Source organism: Mesorhizobium sp. 1B3, assembly GCF_050958605.1.
GTDB lineage: Bacteria > Pseudomonadota > Alphaproteobacteria > Rhizobiales > Rhizobiaceae.
Map to the genome: position 1 here is coordinate 947127 of NZ_JBJHDO010000001.1, position 17674 is coordinate 964800.

Sequence of the window (17674 nt, forward strand, 5' to 3'; positions counted from 1 at the left end):
GCCCTCAGGCGATGCTGGCGGCGATTTTCGGAGCGAGCCGCTCGACGGCTTCGATGGTATCCCCGACGTCGTGACGGGTCAGCACCCCGTCGCGGACGACCTGCTGCCCGCCAACGAAGACGTGACGGACATCCGACTTGGCGGTCGAATAGACGATATGCGTGACCGGATCGAAGACGGGCACGGCGTGCGGCCGCTTGATGTCGATCAGGATCATGTCGGCGAACTTGCCGCTCTCGATGCTGCCGATCCGGTCGGAGGCGTCGAGAGCGGCGGCACCGTTGCGGGTGAGCATGGAAAGTGCCTCGCCGGTCGAGATCACATCGGCGCGGCCGGTGACGCCCTTGTGCAAGGTCGCGGCAAGGCGCAGCGCCATCCACATGTCGAGGTCGTTGCCGCTGATCGCGCCATCCGTGCCGAGCGTGATGTTGACGCCGGCCGCCAGCATGTCCGGGACGCGCGCCACGCCGGAGGCGAGCTTGAGATTGGACATCGGATTGTGGGCGACGGATGCGCCGCTGCGCGCCAGGATCTCGATCTCCTCGCCGTCCAGGTGGACGCAATGGGCGAGCACGGTTCGGCGATCGAGCAGCCCCAGATGATCGAGGTGCCGAATGACGGAGCGGCCATAGCGGCCAGTCACGTCGGCCTGTTCTGCCTTCGTCTCGGCGGCATGCGTGCTGAACAGCGCGCCGTGCCGCTCCGCGATCGCCTTGGCCGCCTTCAGATTGTCTGGCGCGACGGTGTAGGTGCCGTGTGGCATGATGGTCGGGAATACGTCTTCCGCGTCGCCGAACTCCTCGAAGAAACGCTCTGCCTTCGCGATCCTGCCGGCGAGATCGTCGCCGGTCACGCCGGGCGGGTCGAAGAAGATGCCGCCCGTGGCGACGCGCATGCCAAGCGTGCGTGCCGCTTTCACGGTTTCGCCGGGATACCAGAACATGTCCATGACGGTGGTGACGCCGGACAGAAGCAACTCCGCGAAACCGAGCACGCTACCGAGATAGGAGGTCTCGGGGTTGAGGATTGCGCCCTCCGCCTTCCAGACGGTTTGAAGCCAGGGCTCGAGCGGCAGGTTTTCGACGAGGCCGCGGAACAGGCTGTCGGCCGCATGGCAATGCGTGTTGACGATGCCGGGCATCAAAATATGGCCGGAGGCATCGACGACCTGCTTTGCGTCGCCGGGCAGTTCGGCCGACGGTGCGACCTGCGTGATGCGGCCGTTTTCGACCGCGACGCCGCCATCGTGAATGACGGTGCCGGAATTGTCGCAGGTCACGACGGTCGCATTGCGAATGACCAGATCGCTCATGACATGCCTCCTCCCGTCAAGCCATCTTCTTCCGGCGCCACCAGGACAGGCCGACCAGCACGACGAGCGTCGCCAGATAGGGCATCATGTCGGTGAACTGCTGTGGCAGTCCAAGACCCTGAACGCGGAAAGACAGGCTGTCCACCACTCCGAAAATCATAGCGATCACAAAAAGCGGCAGCGGCCGGCCGCGCGTGAGGAGCACGGCGACAACCGCGATCCAGCCACGTCCGGCGCTCATGTTCTCGACGAAGAGATTGACGTTGGCGATGGAGAGCTGCGCACCGGCCAGGCCACACAGAGCTCCGCAGCCGATCAGTGCCAGAAGCTGGACGCGGCGCGGGCTCACGCCGCCGGACTGCAGGGCCGCCGGGTTCTCGCCCGCAGCACGGATGCGCAGACCGAGCCGATGGCGGGCGAAGAAATAATGTAGTGCCGGAACCGCTGCCAGCGCGACATAGAACAGGATGGATTGACCGCTAAGCAATCTTCCAAAAAACGGGATCGTGCCGACCCCCGGGATGTCGATCGGTCTGAACCCGGCGATGCCGGGATCGCTGAAGGCGCCGGTCACGTCGAAGATTGCCCGCAACAGATAGGTGGTCAGGCCCGCCGCCAATATGTTGATCGCTATCGACACCACGATCGGATCGCCGCCGCGCCGCAGATTGAACTCGGCGAAGATCAGCCCCATGGCGATGCCGGCGATGATGGCCGCGAAGGCTCCGATATAGGGGAATCCCGCAAAATAGGCGCCGAGCACCGCCGCAAAGGCGCCGGTCAGCATGAAGCCTTCGAGCGCGATGTTGAAGACACCGGCACGTTCGCAAAGCGCTCCGCCAAGGGCGGCGAGCAGGATGGGCGTGACGAAACGCGGGACGGACGCGGCGAAGGAAGGATCGAAAAGAAGCTCAATCACCGTCCGATCCCTTGCTCTTCGAGGACGCAAGCAGTGCACCGGAGACCCGGCTCGCGACGAACAGGATGATGACGGCCTGCATGACCAACGCGATCTCCTTGGGCACGCCAGCCGCTCGTTCCATGCCGGCCGCGCCTGTCTGGAGCGCAGCGAAGAAGAAGCCAGAAAGTGGTACGAGCCAGGGGATCATCCCGACAAGCAGCACGGCGATGATGCCCGTCCAGGCGTAAAGCGGCTGAACCAGCATTCCGTCGATGTAGCGGTGGTGGATGCCGAAGACGGCGATTGCCCCGACGAGCCCGGCGATGGCGCCGCTCATCATCAGGGTCTGCAAGGCTAGCTTGCCCACCGGCAAGCCCACGGCACGAGCAAAATCCGCCGAAAGCCCGTTCATGCGGGCATGATAGCCATGGACCGTGGAACGGCTGTAGACGATGGCGAAGATGGCGGCGGCGACGATGAACAGAATACCGATGTCGAGGCGCGTGCCGGGAAAATAGGGCAGCCATGTCGTCTGCGGCACCAGATGCGACTGGACCATTCCGGATTCCACGTCCCGGTACGGATGAGCGACCAGATAGGACGCGATATAGCGTATCGGATAGTTGAGCAGCAGCGAGCCGACCAGCAGCGGCACGCCAAGATAGAGCTGCAGCACGCCGGCAAGCAGGGCCCAAAGTGCGCCGGCGAGCATGGCGGCGCCTATCGAAACGACCAGAACGAAAAGCGGCGGACCAGGAAGCGCGATCGCCACCAGTGCGGCGACGAGCCCGCCGGCGACGAGTTGTCCTTCACCGCCGATGTTGAACAGACCGGCACGGAAGCTCAGCATCACCGAGATCGCCATGCCGACAATGAGGGTGGCGCGCGAGAGCGTCGCCATCAGATAGGCGAAACGCCGGCCGCCGAACGCACCATCGAAGAAGCCCCTTATGGCCTCGCCGAACGGGGCGCCGTCGAGAGCCATAAGGAGGAAGAAGATCGCCCCAATCGAAGCGACGACACCGAGCCAGGGCAGGATCTCCCGGGCGAAGAAACCGTCGTTGGTCGGTCTCATGCGACCTCCGGGAGAGTGGTGTCGGCGCGCGAGGTCATGAGATTGCCGATGCGGTCGCGGCTCGCTTCGCCGCCGCCGACTTCGCCGGCGATCCGCCCGCCATACATCACCAGCACGCGGTCCGAGAGCGCGATGATCTCGTCGAGTTCCGTGGAGACGACCAGAACGGCGTGGCCTTCGTCACGCATGCGCATCAGCTCGCCATGGATGAAGTCGATCGCACCGATGTCGACGCCCCAAGTCGGATTCTCGGCGATCACCAGCGGAGTGTTGCGGGCGAGCTCGCGCCCGACGACGAGTTTCTGCTTGTTGCCGCCGGACATGGTGGATGCGCGGGCCGAGGGGCCGCCGACACGGATGCGATAGCGTTCGATCAGCGAACGGGCGAAATCGGCCATCGCCGTGCGCCTGAGGAACGGTCCCTTGGCGAAAGCCATGCGATTGTCGCGCCCCGCATTGGCGTTCTCGCTCACCGTTGCGCCAAGCGCCAGGCCGACACGCTGTCGATCCTCCGGAATATAGCTCATTCCGGCGGCCCGCCTGTCACGGACGTCGAGGGCAGCGATGCTCTTGCCGGCCAGCACGATCTCGCCGGAGGTTGCGGGCTTCAGCCCCGTCAATGCCTGGATGAGCTCGGCCTGTCCGTTGCCGCTGACACCCGCGATGCCGACGATTTCGCCGGCACTGACCGAGAAGGTGAGGGTCCCCACCGTGCTGCCGCGCGAGGCGATGGTCAGATCCCTCACGGAAAGTACGACTTTTCCGGGGGCCTGCACCTTGCGTTCGCGCAGCTTGGGGATCTCGCCGCCGATAATGCCACGGGCGATCTCGTCCTTCGACGTCTCGGCCAGCGGACCCGATTTGATCAGCCGGCCGCCGCGCATCACGCTCACGCGATCGGCGATTTCCATCACTTCATCCAGCTTATGGGTGATGAGTACGATCGCTTTGCCGTCGGCACGGAAGCTCCGCAGGATGGTAAAGAGCCGATCCTTTTCGAGCGGCGTGAGCACTGCGGTCGGCTCGTCGAGGATGAGCAGTTCCGCGTTGCGGTAGAGGACCTTCAGGATCTCGACGACCTGTCTTTCCCCCACGGAGAGTTGACTGACCTTCGTATCGAGGTCGATCCGTATGCCATGCTGGGCGACGCCCTCGGCCATGCGGCAGCGGGCGGCGGTGAAGTCGACGAAACCGAAACGCCCGACCGGCTCGGAGCAGAGAACGATGTTCTCCAGCACGGTCATGGATTCCTGCAGCATGAAATGCTGGTGCACCATGCCAAGCCCGTGCCGAATGGCATCCTGCGGGGAAGCCCAGCGTTGCTCCTTGCCATCGAGCTTGACCGTGCCTTCATCGGGCCTGACCAGGCCGAACAGCACATTCATCAGCGTGGACTTGCCAGCGCCGTTCTCGCCGACCACGGCGTGGATTTCTCCAGCTTCGATGGTCAGCGAGACGCCTTCGACGGCGGTCAGCGCGCCGAAACGCACCGTGATGCCGGAAAGTTCGACATGCATCGGCGGAACCTACTTGAACCGACAGGACGGATACATGGCAGCCGGCCTTAGAGCGCCGCGCGTCCACTCGGACGCGCATAGGAGGTCCTATCGCCCAATCCGCGCATCGTGGTTTCCGAAAATCGTTTCCGATTTTCGGGCCGATGCCGGGGTGGGCGGGCGCGAGCCAAAATCACTTGGCGAACATCGGGTCTTCGAGTTTCAAGGACCCGTCGATAATGCTGGCCGCAACGCTACGCATCTTCTCGACGACCTCCGGATGATCGGCGACCACGCATTTGCTGTCGGCGAGCGCGGCCTCGTCCAGCGCCATGGCCCCCATGCCACCTTCCTTGAGACCGAGCGAGGCTGTCGTCTTCTTCTCGCCCTCCAGGATCTTGCCGATCGCCTGGACCATGGCGGTGTCCACCCGCTTCATCGTGATGTCGACCATCTTGCCAGGCAATTCGGGGCAATGATTGACGTCCACCGAGAAGACCTGGAAGTTGCCCTCCTTGGCCGCCTCGAACACTCCGAAATCGCCGCCCGCCGTGGCGGTAAAGATCAGGTCAGAGCCGGCCGAATGCATCGCCACTGCTTGCTCCTTGGCACGTACAGGATCGGCAAACGGGTTTTCACCGCCGACCCAGCGCACATCGACGGTGGCGTCGGGGTTCACCGACTTCACGCCCTGGGCATAACCGTCGGTGTAGCGGTGCAGGAAGGGGATATCGAGTGCGCCGACGACACCGACCTTCTTGGACTTGGTCAGCATACCTGCGGCCACACCCATCAGATAGCTCGCCTCATGCTCGCGGAACACGGCGCAATGGACATTGTCCGGACGGTCGTCGACACATTGGTCGACGATCAGAAACTGCGTGTCCGGGGCCGTCGGAGCGATCTGCTTGACGATGTCATTGAATTCGAAGCCGAGCAGCACCACGACGTTGGCGCCCTCGTTGACGGCGGCGTTCACATTCTCGAGCCGGTCGGCCGCGGTCTTGCTTTCGTAAGTCTTGACGTCCGCACCGTATTGCTTGCCTGCCGCCTCGATGCCCGCCTTGCCCATCTGAAGGAAGGCGTTGACGCCGATGGCGTCGGGAGAAACATAGACGAAAAGCTGGTCAGCGGCGTTCGCGCCGGCCGACGTCAGCATTGCGGCGCCCAGCATGCCTGCTGCGAGCCAGGTCTTCCAGAGTTTCATGGTCCGTCTCCCATTGATCCTGCCCAAATCGGGTCGCTCCGATACGACCGCGCATGACCGGCCGATCAGCTTCGCCCCTACCATAGATCGAAGAAGGCTCAGGCGTGAAGCGAGGAGAAAGGCGGTTCCCGCACCTTTCTGTTTCCTGGTTCGCCGGCCGGTGAGCGCAACCCCATTCCCTAGCGTTTGACAGATAACAGGGCGAAACCTAACATTTGTCAAGGCGATTGATATTTGTCGGAGAAAGCGGGAATGGCGCCAGAATGGTTCGTCGGCAATGCCGGAAGCAAGGAGTTCTGGACGGAGGAGCGCTGCTACATAACGGAACTCCTCAACGATCCGGCCTCGCCGGATGCCTCCCTCGCCGTAGCCAGGGTTGAACCCGGGGTCACCACCCAGCTTCACAAGCTCGTCGGTATTTCCGAGCGCTACATCGTGCGTAAGGGAAAGGGGGTCGTCGAGGTTGACGGTATCGCCCAGCTTCTTGACGTGGGAGATCAAGCGGTGATTCCCGCCGACACTGCACAGCGCATTACCAATACCGGCGAGACCGATCTCGAATTCTACTGTCTTTGCGTGCCGCGCTTTCGTCCAGGCAGCTACGTCAGCCTCGAATAGCCCTAAGCAGGTTCGGAAAAGTGTCCAACGGTTTTCCGACAAAACTGCTCAGGCGCGAAGGTCGCGCGTCAGCCAGGCCGCGAGCAGCCACCACAGCACAAAAACTGAAATCGCGGCGGTCGCCTGCCAGCCGACGCCCATGCCTGCCGTCGCGAGCATCAGCAGCCCGGAAACAGTTCCAAGAAACACCGTTGCGGCTATCACCGTGAGAACAGGTCGGCCGGCGCGAAAGGCACGCTGATAGACATGAGCCGAATGGGCATGGAGAATGTTTTCTCCCTTCAGCGTTCTTCTCGCGATCGTCACAAGTCCGTCGCAGAGCATATAGGCGCATAGGAGCAGTGCCGCGAGCGGGCTAGTTTGGCACGCGACGACCACCGTCATGGTGCCGAGCACGAGGCCGAAGGGCAGGCTGCCGGAATCGCCGAGAAAGGCTTTCGCCGGCGGGCGGTTGAAGAAGACGAAAGCAAGAAACAGTCCGGCTGTTATTGCACCCGCCGGACCGAAAGCCATTCCTATCGCCCCCGTCGCTGCGAGCAGGGCAAAGAAGAGGCTCGGCAGACCGATCGTCGCAACCGCCATGAGATCCAGCCCGTCGAGGAAATTTGCAAGGTTCGAGATCGCGACCAGGACGAGGAAGGCGGCCACCGTGGCGAAGACATTAGGCCAGGGAAAGGTTGCCGGCACATCTCGAAGAGCGACCATTGCAAGCCCGGCCGCGATAAACTGGGCCGCGAGTTTTGGCAGGGGACCGAGCACCCGCCGATCATCGATGATGCCCGTGATGAAAAGGAGCAGCACTGCGCTGAGGAAGCTCCAGTCCGAGAACACAGGCAGCGGCTCCCCGGCCAAACGGAAGCCGACCATGGCCAAGACAAAGAGAGGCACCAGGGCCAGACCTCCGATCTGCGGGGTCGGTCGTTCGTGGTTGGAGCGTTCGTTGGGATCGGCTGCGGCAAAGCCGGAGAATGTCCGCAGGACAAGGAAAAGTGCCGCCAGGCCAAGGCCGAAACCCAGCATGAAGGAGAAGATCGTTTCAGGCATTCAGCACTCGTGGGCAGTGGCGGTGAAGGATAGCACGCGGTGCGTATCCCATTTATTCCCTTCACAGCTTCGCGGCGCGGAGGCAAGGTCTGCGCGGCAAGGCGAATCTCGATGAGCGCGAAACCGAAGAAAATCCTTCTGACTGGGGCAAGCGGCTTTGTCGGACGTGCAACGCTCGCCGCGCTTAGCCGTCGTGGCTTCGAAGTCCGTGCCGTTTCTCGTTCGCATGGCGGGTCGTCGGCGGGCGGCGTGGAATGGGTCCAAGGCGACCTCACCGAGCCGGTTGGCTGGGACCGGCTTCTCGACGGCGCCGATGTCGTCGTCCATCTCGCGGGAAATCCGGGGCGCGGCACTGAAGACGAGATGATGCGCGCCAATGCCGAAGCCACGGCCATGCTTGCCCGGGTCGCGTCGGCCGCCGGCGTCGGCCGCTTTGTTTATGCCAGCACGATCCGCGTCTATGGCCATCAGGGTCGTATCGACGCCACCACCGAGCCTTCACCGGCGGACGCGTATGGTCGATCGAAGCTGGCGGCCGAAGCCGCTATCGAGGCGGAAATTCCGTCGGACGGCCCGACCTTGTCCGTCCTTCGCCCGCCCTTCGTCTACGGCGCCGACCGTGCGGGTCTTCTGGGGCTGCTGATCCGCGCCGCCCGTCATAGGATACCCTTGCCGCTCGGCTCGCTCAGCAATCGCCGCAGCCTGATCTATGTCGCCAACCTTGCAGATCTGTTTGCTGCAGCCGCCGATGAGCCGAACGATCGCGGCAGCTATCGCCTGCCTGCCGGCGAGGGGCTCGACCTCACCTATGGCGAGCTGTTCAAGCGGATCGGTGAGGCACTTGGCCATCGAACATATGCATTTCCGCTGCCGTCCAGCTTGCTGCGATTGGCGGCAAGCACCGCGCTTTCGCGAGACGCCGTGGAGCGCATGTTCGAGGAATGTGTCGTCGACGGTTCCGAGCTCGCCGCCCGCCTGGGCTGGGCACCGCCGATATCCGCCGCGAAGGCGCTGCGTGCCGTGGCCTCCGGCGCCTGACGTAGGCGGCAAGAGCCTTTTCGAAACCGCATTTTATGATTTGGTGCCGGAGCGCAAAATTCCTCCGCGCGCGGCAACAACATTGGACGCGCTCTCCTTGAGCGAAATCTTGTCGGGTGCGATCACAGGATGTTCCGATCGGTGTTCCGCCGTTCGTTCGGATGAAAGTGCCCCAATGCTCGCCAAGCTCTCGCATCTCGACCGACTTGAGGCCGAGGCGATCCATATCTTCAGGGAAGTTGCCGCAACTTTCACAAGACCGGTAATGCTTTACTCCGTGGGGAAGGACTCCTCGGTTCTTCTTCATCTGGCGATGAAGGCCTTCTATCCGGCGAAGCCGCCATTTCCGTTCCTGCATGTCGACACGACGTGGAAGTTCCGCGAGATGATCGAATTTCGCGATGCGATGGCCGCGAAGCTCGGCTTCGATCTCCTCGTCCACACCAACGAAGATGGGGTGAGGGAGAACATCAATCCCTTCGACCATGGTTCGAACACCCATACTTATGTCATGAAGACCGTGGCGCTCAGGCAAGCGCTCGACAAATACCGCTTCGATGCGGCCTTCGGGGGCGCACGCCGCGACGAGGAAAAGTCGCGGGCCAAGGAGCGCATCTTCTCCTTCCGGAACGCGCAGCACGCCTGGGATCCCAAGAACCAGCGTCCGGAAATGTGGAAGATCTACAACACGCGCATTTCGCCGGCGGAATCGATCCGTGTGTTTCCGCTTTCGAACTGGACCGAACTCGACATCTGGCAATACATCCTCCAGGAAGACATTCCGATCGTACCGCTTTATTTCGCCAAGAAGCGCCCGGTGGTGGAGCGCGGCGGCATGCTGATCCTGGTCGACGATGACCGGATCAAGCTGAAACCGGGCGAGGTGGTCGAGAACCGGCTCGTCCGATTCCGCACCTTGGGATGCTATCCGCTCACCGGCGCGATCGATTCCACTGCTGACAGTCTGGAAGGCATCGTCGCTGAGATGCTCACCGCCCGCACCTCCGAGCGTCAGGGCAGGCTGATCGATCGGGATGAGGCCGGCTCGATGGAAAAGAAGAAACGGGAAGGGTATTTCTGACCATGCAGCATATCTTGGCAAGGGATATCGCTGAGGTCGATGACATCCGCGACTACCTGGCGGCCCAGGAACAGAAGTCGCTCTTGCGCTTCCTCACTTGCGGCTCGGTGGATGACGGCAAGTCGACGCTGATCGGCCGGCTTCTCTATGACACCAAATTGATTTTCGAGGACCAGCTCGCGGCGTTGGAGCGGGATTCCCGCAAGCATGGCACCACAGGTGCGGATATAGACTTCGCCCTGCTGGTGGACGGGCTGGAGGCGGAGCGCGAACAAGGGATCACGATCGACGTCGCTTACCGCTTTTTCGCCACGCCCAAGCGCAAGTTCATCGTCGCCGATACGCCGGGCCACGAGCAATACACGCGCAACATGGCGACGGGCGCTTCGACGGCTGATGTAGCCGTCGTGCTGGTCGATGCGCGTCAAGGCATCCTGCGCCAGACGCGCCGCCATTCGATCATTGCCTCGCTACTCGGCATCCGTCGTATCGTGCTGGCGGTCAACAAGATCGATCTCGTGGGTTTCGATCGCCGCGTATTCGAGCGAATCCGCGAAGACTATCTGGCATTCGCCTCGGGCCTCGGATTCGATGGGATCGAGGCGATCCCCATGTCGGCCCGCTTCGGCGACAATGTCACGCGCCGCTCGGAGACGATGGCCTGGTATCGCGGCCCGACTTTGCTCGAACACCTCGAAATCGTTCCGGTCGGCGAAGCGCTTTCGGAACGGCCGTTCCGCTTTCCCGTACAATATGTGAACCGTCCCAATCTCGACTTTCGCGGTTTTGCCGGGACCATCGCGTCGGGCTCGATCGCCAGGGGCGACGAGATCGTCGTTGCGAAATCGGGAAGGCCATCGCGCGTCAAGCGCATCGTCGCTCATGGCGGCGATCTGGAGCGCGCTGTCGAAGGACAGGCCGTCACCCTGGTGCTCGAGGACGAGATCGAAGTTTCGCGCGGCAACATGCTTGTCGCGCCGGGCGACCGGCCCCACGTGGCGGATCAGCTCACGGCCAATCTCGTCTGGTTCGGTGGGACGCCGATGCTGCCCGGCCGGTCCTATCTGTTGCGGACGGAGACCGACCACGTCAGCGCAACGGTCACCGCGCTCAAATACCGCATCGATGTAAACAGCTTTGCGCATGAGGCATCGAAGTCGCTGGAGATGAATGAGGTCGGCGTATGCGACATCTCGCTCCAGTCGCCTATCGTCTTCGACGGCTTCGGCGAGAACCGAAACACCGGCGCCTTCATCGTCATCGATCGCATGACCAATGCGACCGTAGGCGCCGGCATGATCCTTCGTCCGCTGCGCCGCGCCGCGAACATCCACTGGCAGGCCCTCGATGTCGACAAGGCGGCTCGCGCTTCCCTCAAGCATCAGCGGTCGGCCGTATTGTGGTTCACCGGCCTGTCCGGGTCCGGCAAGTCGACCATCGCCAACCTGCTTGAAAGGAAGCTGCACGCGGCCGGCCGCCACACTTACCTGCTGGACGGCGACAACGTGCGGCACGGGCTGAACCGGGATCTCGGCTTCAGCGAAGAGGATCGCGTCGAGAATATCCGCCGTGTCGCCGAGGTGGCGCGCCTGATGGCGGATGCCGGGCTGATCGTATTGGTCTCGTTCATCTCGCCGTTCCGGGCGGAGCGCAGGATGGCGCGCGAACGCATGGCCGAAGGCGAGTTCATCGAGATATTCGTCGACACTCCGTTCGAGGAATGCGCAAGGCGAGACCCAAAGGGTCTCTACGCGCGTGCGCTCGGCGGCGAGATTCGCAACTTCACCGGCCTGGACTCGCCTTATGAAGCGCCGGAAAAGCCGGAAATCCACCTGAGCACACTCGGCAAATCCCCTGAAGAGATGGTAGAGACCATCGAAACGTGGCTTCGCGAGCGGGACAGTGCCGATCAACAATACGACGCCGGCGGCGGCATCTGACGATATCGCCATCCTTGCCGTTCTGGAGAGCCTGGCGCTGGCTGCGGGCCGCGCCGTCATGGCGGTCTTTCATTGCGACTTCGAGGTGGAGCGCAAGAGCGACGCCACGCCCGTGACAGAGGCGGACCGCGCGGCCGAGAAGATCATCCTCGACGGGCTGCGCCGGGCTTTTCCCGGCATTCCCTGCGTGGCGGAGGAGGAGAGTTCGCAAGGCCTTTGCCCTAGCGACCCCGGAAAGACTTTCTTCCTTGTCGATCCGCTGGACGGAACCCGTGAGTTCGTCGGTCGTCGCGGCGATTTCACGGTCAACGTCGCGCTTATCCGCGGCGGCGCGCCGGAGATCGGAGTGGTCTATGCTCCCGCGAGCCGCAAATGCTTCGCCGGCAGGCCGGGCAGGGCCGAGGAGATCATCGTTTCTCCGGATTACGAGGAGGTCGCCAGGCGCTCCATCAGTGTGCGCGAGAGTCGGCTACCCCTGACGGTGGTCGCCAGCCGATCGCACAGCAATCCCGAGACCGAGCGCTATATCCGCGATCTGGGAACCGTCGAACTCGTATCTGTTGGCTCCTCGCTCAAATTCTGCATGCTCGCAGCCGGCGAAGCGGATCTTTATCCGCGCTTCAGTCGCACCATGGAATGGGACACGGCGGCTGGCGATGCCGTGTTGCGTGCCGCCGGGGGTTCGACTCGGACTTTGGACGGCAAGCCTCTGACTTACGGCAAATGCAGGCAGGCCGGTGAAGCCGATTATGCCAACCCGTCCTTTATAGCAGCCGGCAGCGATAAGGGTTGACCGCTCGCGTTGCCGCTCATCGGCCTGCCGGCCACTCTATCCTTTTTATGGGGAGAAGGACGCTGTCATCGCGACTTTCGCCAATCGTCAGGCATTGGCGACTGGCGAAACCCAAGCGGCCGTCGTCTCTCTCCCCGCGTCACACGCGGGGAGAGATGTCCGGCAGGACAGCAAGGGGCCACTTGCGACCGATCAAAGATCAACGCCCTTGGTATTATTCCACGCCGACGATCTGGCCGTTTTCCCACTTGAACATGGCGAAACTCGGCGAGCTCAGGTCGCCGCTCTCGCCATAGGTCAGGCTGCCGATGGCTGTGGCGACTGGCTCGCCAGACTTCAGGGCAGTTGCAACGGCTGCAGGGTCTTCGGCGCTGCCGGCTTTTTCGATCCCCGCCTTGAGCACCTCGACAGCGGCATAGGCATTGAGCGTAAAGGCCTCCGGCGGGATGCCCTTTTCGTTCAGCACCTTGACTGCTTCTGCCGAGGCTGGGTTCTTCAGGGCGTCGGTCGCGTTGGTGAACAGCGTTCCCGCGGCGGCGTCATTGGCGATCGCCCAATACTCCGTGTTGGAAAGCCCTTCGCCGCCGATGATCGTCGCTTTCACCGAGATGTCGTTGAGCTGACGGGCAAGCAGACCGCCCTCGGGATGATAGCCGCCGAAATAGATCAGATCGACGTTCTCGGCCTTGAGACGCGTGGTGAGCGCCGACAGGTCCTTCTCGCCCGGCGTCAGCGACAGGCTCAGGACTTCCTTGATGCCGCCATCGTTGATCACCTTCTTGAAGGCGTCGGCCAGACCTTTGCCATAGGTGCCCTTGTCGTCGATGATGGCGATCCGCTTGTCCTTCATGTTCTTGAGGACATAGTTGGCGGCAACTTCCGCCTGCTGGTCGTCGCGGCCGCAGGTGCGCAGCACGTTGGTCAAACCGCGGGCGGTCAGATCCGGGGCGGTCGCTGTCGGCGTGACCATCAGAACGCCGTTCTCGGCAAAGACGTCCGAAGCCGGGATGGCCACGCCGGATGTCACCGGTCCGACGACGAAGCGCACGTCTTCGCCGAGCAACTTGTTGGCGGCCGAGACACCTTGCTTGGGATCGCCCGCATCGTCGGCAAGCGTCAGCACGACCTTCTCGCCGAGGATACCGCCATTCTTGTTGATCGTTTCGACGGCCGCCTCGGCGCCGTTCTTGACCTGAGCACCATAGGCCGCGACTGGCCCGGTAAGCGGCGCGACGAGACCGATGACGATGTCGGCCTTCGCTGCCGATGCAGCAAGGACCAGCGAAGCCGCAAATACGACGCTGGAAAACAACTTTCTTGTGTTCACGTTCTTTCCTCCTCGACCATGGCTAAGGAATGTGGTGGCCTTCGATTCATCCGAAAAGCTTGTCTCGGCTCTTGGGCCATCGAGCACCATCTTGGCAATCGACCAGAGCGGGCAAGCGGATAGGCCTGCCCGTTTAGGTGGAGAGGCGCACCCGCATTCCAACCCGGGGTCGGTTCAATTTGAAGTCAACTCGTGTCGCCAGGGCGGATTGGCGCCGGCACGGGAAACCGTAATAGCCGCAGCTCGCGCGCCCAGCGACAACGCAGCCTGCAGGGCCGGTCCGGAAAGTTCATCAAGCGCGTCTTTGGACAAGAGGCCCTGTTCATGGAGAGAGGCAAGCACGCCGGCGTTGAAGGTATCGCCCGCGCCGACCGTATCCACCACGGCCACCGTTTGCGACGCTACGGAGATCTTGCGCCGTCTCGTATAGCCATCGGCGCCCTTGGCGCCGCTGGTGATGATAACCAGCTTTGGCCCTTGGCCGAGCCATTTGGCGGCGATCTCGTCATGGGTTCCGGTCTCGCCAAACCAACCGAGGTCGTCATCGGACAGCTTGACGATATCGGCCATGCCGATCATGCGGCGCATTCGCGCCAGATGTTTTTCCTTGTCGGAGATGAAGCCCGGGCGGATGTTGGGATCGAGCATGGTGACGCGGGTTTCGTGCTCGCGCCTCATCAGCGCCTCATAAGCGGACCCCGAGGGCTCCGGGATCAGGCTGATCGCGCCGAAGAGCATGGTCTCGATGTCGTCGCCGAGCATCGGGAGGTCCGTTTCCGTCAACATCCTGCCGGCCGTGTCCTCGTCGTAGAACGTATATGTCGCATGCCCGTCCACGAGGCGCACGAAGGCCAGGGTCGTCGGCCGCGTCGAGACATCTGCGTAGCGAGACCCCACATTGCTGGACTCCAGCACATCCCGAATCTGTTGGCCGAAGAGGTCGGACGAGAGGCCCGAGAAAAATTCCGTCGGGATGCCGAGGCGACCGAGCGCGATCGCGGAATTGAAAACCGCGCCGCCCGCATAGGGCGCGAAGGCGGGCTCGCCTTGCGTGCTCTGACGCGGCAGCATGTCGATCAGCGCTTCACCGCAGCATAGAATCATGCGTCTGTTCCCTCGGACCAGTAAGCCCCCACGGGGTCAATAGGATCTGGATTTGATCGCGGCAATCGGGTTGCGGGCTGATTGCAAGCGCATGATCAGGCTCCCTTCAAAGCCACGCCCGCGCCGAGCAGGAACCGGTCGGAAAGCGGCAGGCTGGCAGCACCGAGCGCGCGGGCGTTGTGTCCGACGCTTCCCTCCTGCACCTGGGGAAGCCTGAGCCCTTCGACGTCGATCCCCGCGATCTCCCGCTGAACCGCTTCGACGAGCCGCGCTCGGACCGATTTGGGCAGCCAGCCATCGATCACGGCGGCCTCGAAATCGATCACCGAGGAGGCGGCTACAATCGCATAGGCAAGGGCTCTCCCGGCGTCCTCGATCCATGCGTCGAGTTCCGGGCCGATATTGCCCCAATCCCCGGGTGACGTCCAAAGCTGTGTTGCTTCCGCACCCCTTGCGTTCAGTCGCTGTTCAAGGATCGCAATCGACGCGATGTCGATCAACTGCGCAGGTTTTCCCATCGGTCCGGGCACCGGCATCGAACCGAGCGCCCCTGCATTGCCGTTGGGGCCGGCGTAAAGACTGCCATTGAGTACGATGCCCCCGCCAGCGAAGGCACCGATGTAGAAATAGACAAAGTCACGCGGATTGGCGCTGCGGCCGAAGACCAGTTCCGCTCCGCAGGCAGAGGTGGCGTCGTTCTGTAGATAGACCGGAAACGGACATTCCGCCTGGATTTCAGCCCGGATATCGCGGTGTCGCCACTGGTCCATGACATCCCGCGGCGCGCCGGCGGTGTCGGCCCAGTTCCATAGCTCGAAGGGCATTGCGATGCCGAGGCCGGCGATCCGCTTGTCCTGTGCCGCGGTGAGCCCGGCACGGATGCTCGATACGCCCTGCAGGACGAATTCCACGGTTTCGCGGGGGGCGGGATAGCGGTAGGACAAATGGATCATCGCGCGAACGGCGCCAAGAAAGTCGATCAGCACAAGCTCTGCACTGCGGCGGCCGATCTTCAGGCCAAGGAAATATGCTCCTTCCGGATTGAGCGACATTGGGACAGACGGCTGGCCAATCTTGCCGCGGATGGGCTCGCCCCGGACGAGCAGCCCTTCCTCCTCGAGTTCGCGCATGATGACCGAAACCGTCTGCGCGGAGAGGCCTGTGAGGCGGGCAATGTCCGTCTTGGACATGCTTCCGTTGCGGCGCACCAGCGACAGAACGAGCCGCTCGTTGAGGTCCCGCATGCCGCTCTGGTTGGTGCCGCGATGGAACCGGCTCTCGGGCTGCTGCGCCGAGCCACTTCTCGGGCTCTCCGTTTCCATTGCACCTCCTCCCAGCCCCGCCGAATCGGCGTGATCACCGTGATCGCTTTTGCCGAAAAGGCGCGACGCGTCCATCCAGGGCGATGAGCCTCGGATGAGACGCGGGATGGATGCCTCGCGCTCCCAGGCTCGGCAAACAATGCTGTGCAGGGGGAGGCGTGTCAATAATAATAATTAAGAATGATTTATTTATTGACTCGCAGGTTTCCTTGGTATTTTGTCAGGGTGACATCGGTGCGAGGCGGAGGCGTTCCGGGTCGATCGTATGGGTCACTGGGAGGAGTGTCATGACCAAGTCTTCATTGAGACTGTCCGTATTCGGCGCGGCCGCGGCCGCGCTTGTGGCGATCGCATCGCCGGGTTCGGCGGCCGACATCGTCGGCCTGATCACCAAGACTGAAGGAAATCCCTTTTTCGTGAAGATGCGGGAGGGCGCGCAGGCAAAGGCGGCGGAGCTTGGAATTGAATTGCGTACCTTCGCCGGGAAATTCGACGGCGACAACGACAGTCAGGTAGCCGCGATCGAGAACCTTATCTCGGCTGGCGCCAAAGGTTTCGCGATCGTGCCGTCCGATTCCAGCGCGATCGTCCCGACGATCAAGGCGGCGCGCGACGCCGGCCTGCTCGTCATCGTGCTGGATACCCCGCTCGACCCCATCGATGCCGCCGACGCGACTTTCGCCACCGATAATTTCAAGGCCGGCGAATTGATTGGCTCCTGGGCCAAGGCAACGCTGGGCGACAAGGCGGCGGATGCCAAGATCGCGTTTCTCGATCTCGCCACCAATCAGCCGACGGTCGATTACCTGCGCGATCAGGGCTTCATGAAGGGTTTCGGCATCGAGATCAAGGATCCCAAACGCTACGGCGATGAGGATGACGCGCGCATCTGCGGCCACGAAATGACGGGCGGTGCCGAGGATGGCGGACGCACCGCGATGGAAACGTTGCTGCAAAAATGCCCAGACGTGAATGTCGTCTACACCATCAACGAGCCGGCGGCTGCTGGCGCCTGGGAGGCGCTGAAGGCGGTCGGCAAGGATGACGGCTCGGTTCTGGTTACCTCGATCGATGGCGGTTGCCCGGGCGTGGCCAACGTGAAGGCAGGCGTCATCGGTGCCACTTCGCAGCAATATCCGCTCAAGATGGCGGCCATGGCGATGGAAGCGATCCAGAAATTCGCCAAGACCGGCGAAAAACCCGCCAAGACCGAGGGGCTCGACTTCCTCGACACAGGCGCGACCCTGATCACCGACAAGCCCGTGGCGGGCGTGGAGTCGATCGACAGCGCGAAGGGCAAGGAACTCTGCTGGGGCTGATGCCTTTTTCGGGCGCGTCCGCTCAGTGGACGACTCATTTGGAGGGGCGACGTGAAGTCGTCGCTCCTCCATCGACTGCATGCCTTGGGAGAGGATC

General features: G+C 62.7%; 15 protein-coding genes. 6 read left to right on the plus strand and 9 right to left on the minus strand.

Annotated elements, in window-relative coordinates:
• Window positions 1-4: 4 nt before the first annotated feature.
• The 5 genes from ACCO56_RS04480 to ACCO56_RS04500 form a co-directional block, all read right to left on the minus strand.
• A complete protein-coding gene (locus ACCO56_RS04480) occupies window positions 5-1312 on the minus strand; it encodes an amidohydrolase family protein (protein ID WP_433638002.1) in 1308 nt (435 codons plus the stop codon).
• A 16-nt stretch (window positions 1313-1328) separates the two neighbouring features.
• The gene (locus ACCO56_RS04485) at window positions 1329-2231 is read right to left on the minus strand and encodes an ABC transporter permease (protein WP_433638004.1); all 903 of its coding nucleotides are present in this window, start codon (window positions 2229-2231) and stop codon (window positions 1329-1331) included.
• Entirely contained in the window at window positions 2224-3288 is a 1065-nt protein-coding gene (locus ACCO56_RS04490; protein ID WP_433638006.1) for an ABC transporter permease, read from the minus strand. Before ACCO56_RS04490 ends, ACCO56_RS04485 begins: the two co-directional genes overlap by 8 nt.
• Window positions 3285-4805: an ABC transporter ATP-binding protein gene (locus ACCO56_RS04495; RefSeq protein WP_433638008.1), complete on the minus strand. Its 1521-nt coding sequence runs from the start codon at window positions 4803-4805 to the stop codon at window positions 3285-3287. The genes ACCO56_RS04490 and ACCO56_RS04495 overlap by 4 nt, the downstream gene beginning before the upstream one ends.
• A gap of 172 nt (window positions 4806-4977) precedes the next feature.
• On the minus strand, window positions 4978-5991 hold the full coding sequence (locus ACCO56_RS04500) for a BMP family ABC transporter substrate-binding protein (RefSeq protein ID WP_433638011.1): 1014 nt from the start codon (window positions 5989-5991) through the stop codon (window positions 4978-4980).
• A gap of 252 nt (window positions 5992-6243) precedes the next feature.
• Between ACCO56_RS04500 and ACCO56_RS04505 the strand changes: the two genes are divergently transcribed.
• Complete coding sequence (locus ACCO56_RS04505; RefSeq protein WP_433638014.1) at window positions 6244-6609, plus strand: cupin domain-containing protein; 366 nt, start codon at window positions 6244-6246, stop codon at window positions 6607-6609.
• A 48-nt stretch (window positions 6610-6657) separates the two neighbouring features.
• On the opposite strand, the gene ACCO56_RS04510 is transcribed toward ACCO56_RS04505, so the two are convergent.
• Window positions 6658-7653 (minus strand): hypothetical protein, encoded by a 996-nt coding sequence (locus ACCO56_RS04510; protein ID WP_433638016.1) that lies wholly within the window; start codon window positions 7651-7653, stop codon window positions 6658-6660.
• Window positions 7654-7764: 111 nt separating this feature from the next.
• Here ACCO56_RS04510 and ACCO56_RS04515 point away from each other — a divergent pair, with 111 nt between their 5' ends.
• The 4 genes from ACCO56_RS04515 to cysQ all read left to right on the plus strand — a co-directional run bounded on the left by ACCO56_RS04515 (window position 7765) and on the right by cysQ (window position 12505).
• On the plus strand, window positions 7765-8691 hold the full coding sequence (locus tag ACCO56_RS04515; RefSeq protein WP_433638018.1) for an NAD-dependent epimerase/dehydratase family protein: 927 nt from the start codon (window positions 7765-7767) through the stop codon (window positions 8689-8691).
• A gap of 175 nt (window positions 8692-8866) precedes the next feature.
• Window positions 8867-9772, plus strand: coding sequence for a sulfate adenylyltransferase subunit CysD (gene cysD, locus ACCO56_RS04520; protein WP_433638020.1), 906 nt, complete (start codon window positions 8867-8869; stop codon window positions 9770-9772).
• Between the two features lie 2 nt (window positions 9773-9774).
• Window positions 9775-11712: a sulfate adenylyltransferase subunit CysN gene (cysN, locus tag ACCO56_RS04525; protein WP_433638022.1), complete on the plus strand. Its 1938-nt coding sequence runs from the start codon at window positions 9775-9777 to the stop codon at window positions 11710-11712.
• Window positions 11675-12505 (plus strand): 3'(2'),5'-bisphosphate nucleotidase CysQ, encoded by an 831-nt coding sequence (gene cysQ, locus ACCO56_RS04530; RefSeq protein WP_433638024.1) that lies wholly within the window; start codon window positions 11675-11677, stop codon window positions 12503-12505. Before cysN ends, cysQ begins: the two co-directional genes overlap by 38 nt.
• 214 nt (window positions 12506-12719) lie before the next feature.
• On the opposite strand, the gene ACCO56_RS04535 is transcribed toward cysQ, so the two are convergent.
• The 3 genes from ACCO56_RS04535 to ACCO56_RS04545 all read right to left on the minus strand — a co-directional run bounded on the left by ACCO56_RS04535 (window position 12720) and on the right by ACCO56_RS04545 (window position 16258).
• Window positions 12720-13817, minus strand: coding sequence for a branched-chain amino acid ABC transporter substrate-binding protein (locus ACCO56_RS04535; RefSeq protein ID WP_433638340.1), 1098 nt, complete (start codon window positions 13815-13817; stop codon window positions 12720-12722).
• 189 nt (window positions 13818-14006) lie between these two features.
• The gene (locus ACCO56_RS04540; RefSeq protein WP_433638027.1) at window positions 14007-14936 is read right to left on the minus strand and encodes a carbohydrate kinase family protein; all 930 of its coding nucleotides are present in this window, start codon (window positions 14934-14936) and stop codon (window positions 14007-14009) included.
• 95 nt (window positions 14937-15031) lie between these two features.
• Complete coding sequence (locus tag ACCO56_RS04545; protein WP_433638029.1) at window positions 15032-16258, minus strand: ROK family transcriptional regulator; 1227 nt, start codon at window positions 16256-16258, stop codon at window positions 15032-15034.
• Between the two features lie 287 nt (window positions 16259-16545).
• On the opposite strand from ACCO56_RS04545, the gene ACCO56_RS04550 reads away from it, so the two are divergent.
• Window positions 16546-17577, plus strand: a complete 1032-nt coding sequence (locus ACCO56_RS04550) for a sugar ABC transporter substrate-binding protein (protein WP_433638031.1) — start codon at window positions 16546-16548, stop codon at window positions 17575-17577.
• The last annotated feature ends 97 nt before the right edge of the window (window positions 17578-17674 follow it).

Excerpts from the sequence above, each read along its gene's own strand:
- ACCO56_RS04545 (WP_433638029.1), bottom strand. The coding sequence starts at position 16,258 with ATGGAAACGGAGAGCCCGAGAAGTGGCTCGGCGCAGCAGCCCGAGAGC.
- ACCO56_RS04515 (WP_433638018.1), top strand. The coding sequence starts at position 7,765 with ATGAGCGCGAAACCGAAGAAAATCCTTCTGACTGGGGCAAGCGGCTTT.
- ACCO56_RS04510 (WP_433638016.1), bottom strand. The coding sequence starts at position 7,653 with ATGCCTGAAACGATCTTCTCCTTCATGCTGGGTTTCGGCCTTGGCCTG.
- ACCO56_RS04490 (WP_433638006.1), bottom strand. The coding sequence starts at position 3,288 with ATGAGACCGACCAACGACGGTTTCTTCGCCCGGGAGATCCTGCCCTGG.
- ACCO56_RS04550 (WP_433638031.1), top strand. The coding sequence starts at position 16,546 with ATGACCAAGTCTTCATTGAGACTGTCCGTATTCGGCGCGGCCGCGGCC.
- cysN (WP_433638022.1), top strand. The coding sequence starts at position 9,775 with ATGCAGCATATCTTGGCAAGGGATATCGCTGAGGTCGATGACATCCGC.
- ACCO56_RS04480 (WP_433638002.1), bottom strand. The coding sequence starts at position 1,312 with ATGAGCGATCTGGTCATTCGCAATGCGACCGTCGTGACCTGCGACAAT.
- ACCO56_RS04500 (WP_433638011.1), bottom strand. The coding sequence starts at position 5,991 with ATGAAACTCTGGAAGACCTGGCTCGCAGCAGGCATGCTGGGCGCCGCA.
- cysD (WP_433638020.1), top strand. The coding sequence starts at position 8,867 with ATGCTCGCCAAGCTCTCGCATCTCGACCGACTTGAGGCCGAGGCGATC.
- ACCO56_RS04505 (WP_433638014.1), top strand. The coding sequence starts at position 6,244 with ATGGCGCCAGAATGGTTCGTCGGCAATGCCGGAAGCAAGGAGTTCTGG.
- ACCO56_RS04495 (WP_433638008.1), bottom strand. The coding sequence starts at position 4,805 with ATGCATGTCGAACTTTCCGGCATCACGGTGCGTTTCGGCGCGCTGACC.
- ACCO56_RS04540 (WP_433638027.1), bottom strand. The coding sequence starts at position 14,936 with ATGATTCTATGCTGCGGTGAAGCGCTGATCGACATGCTGCCGCGTCAG.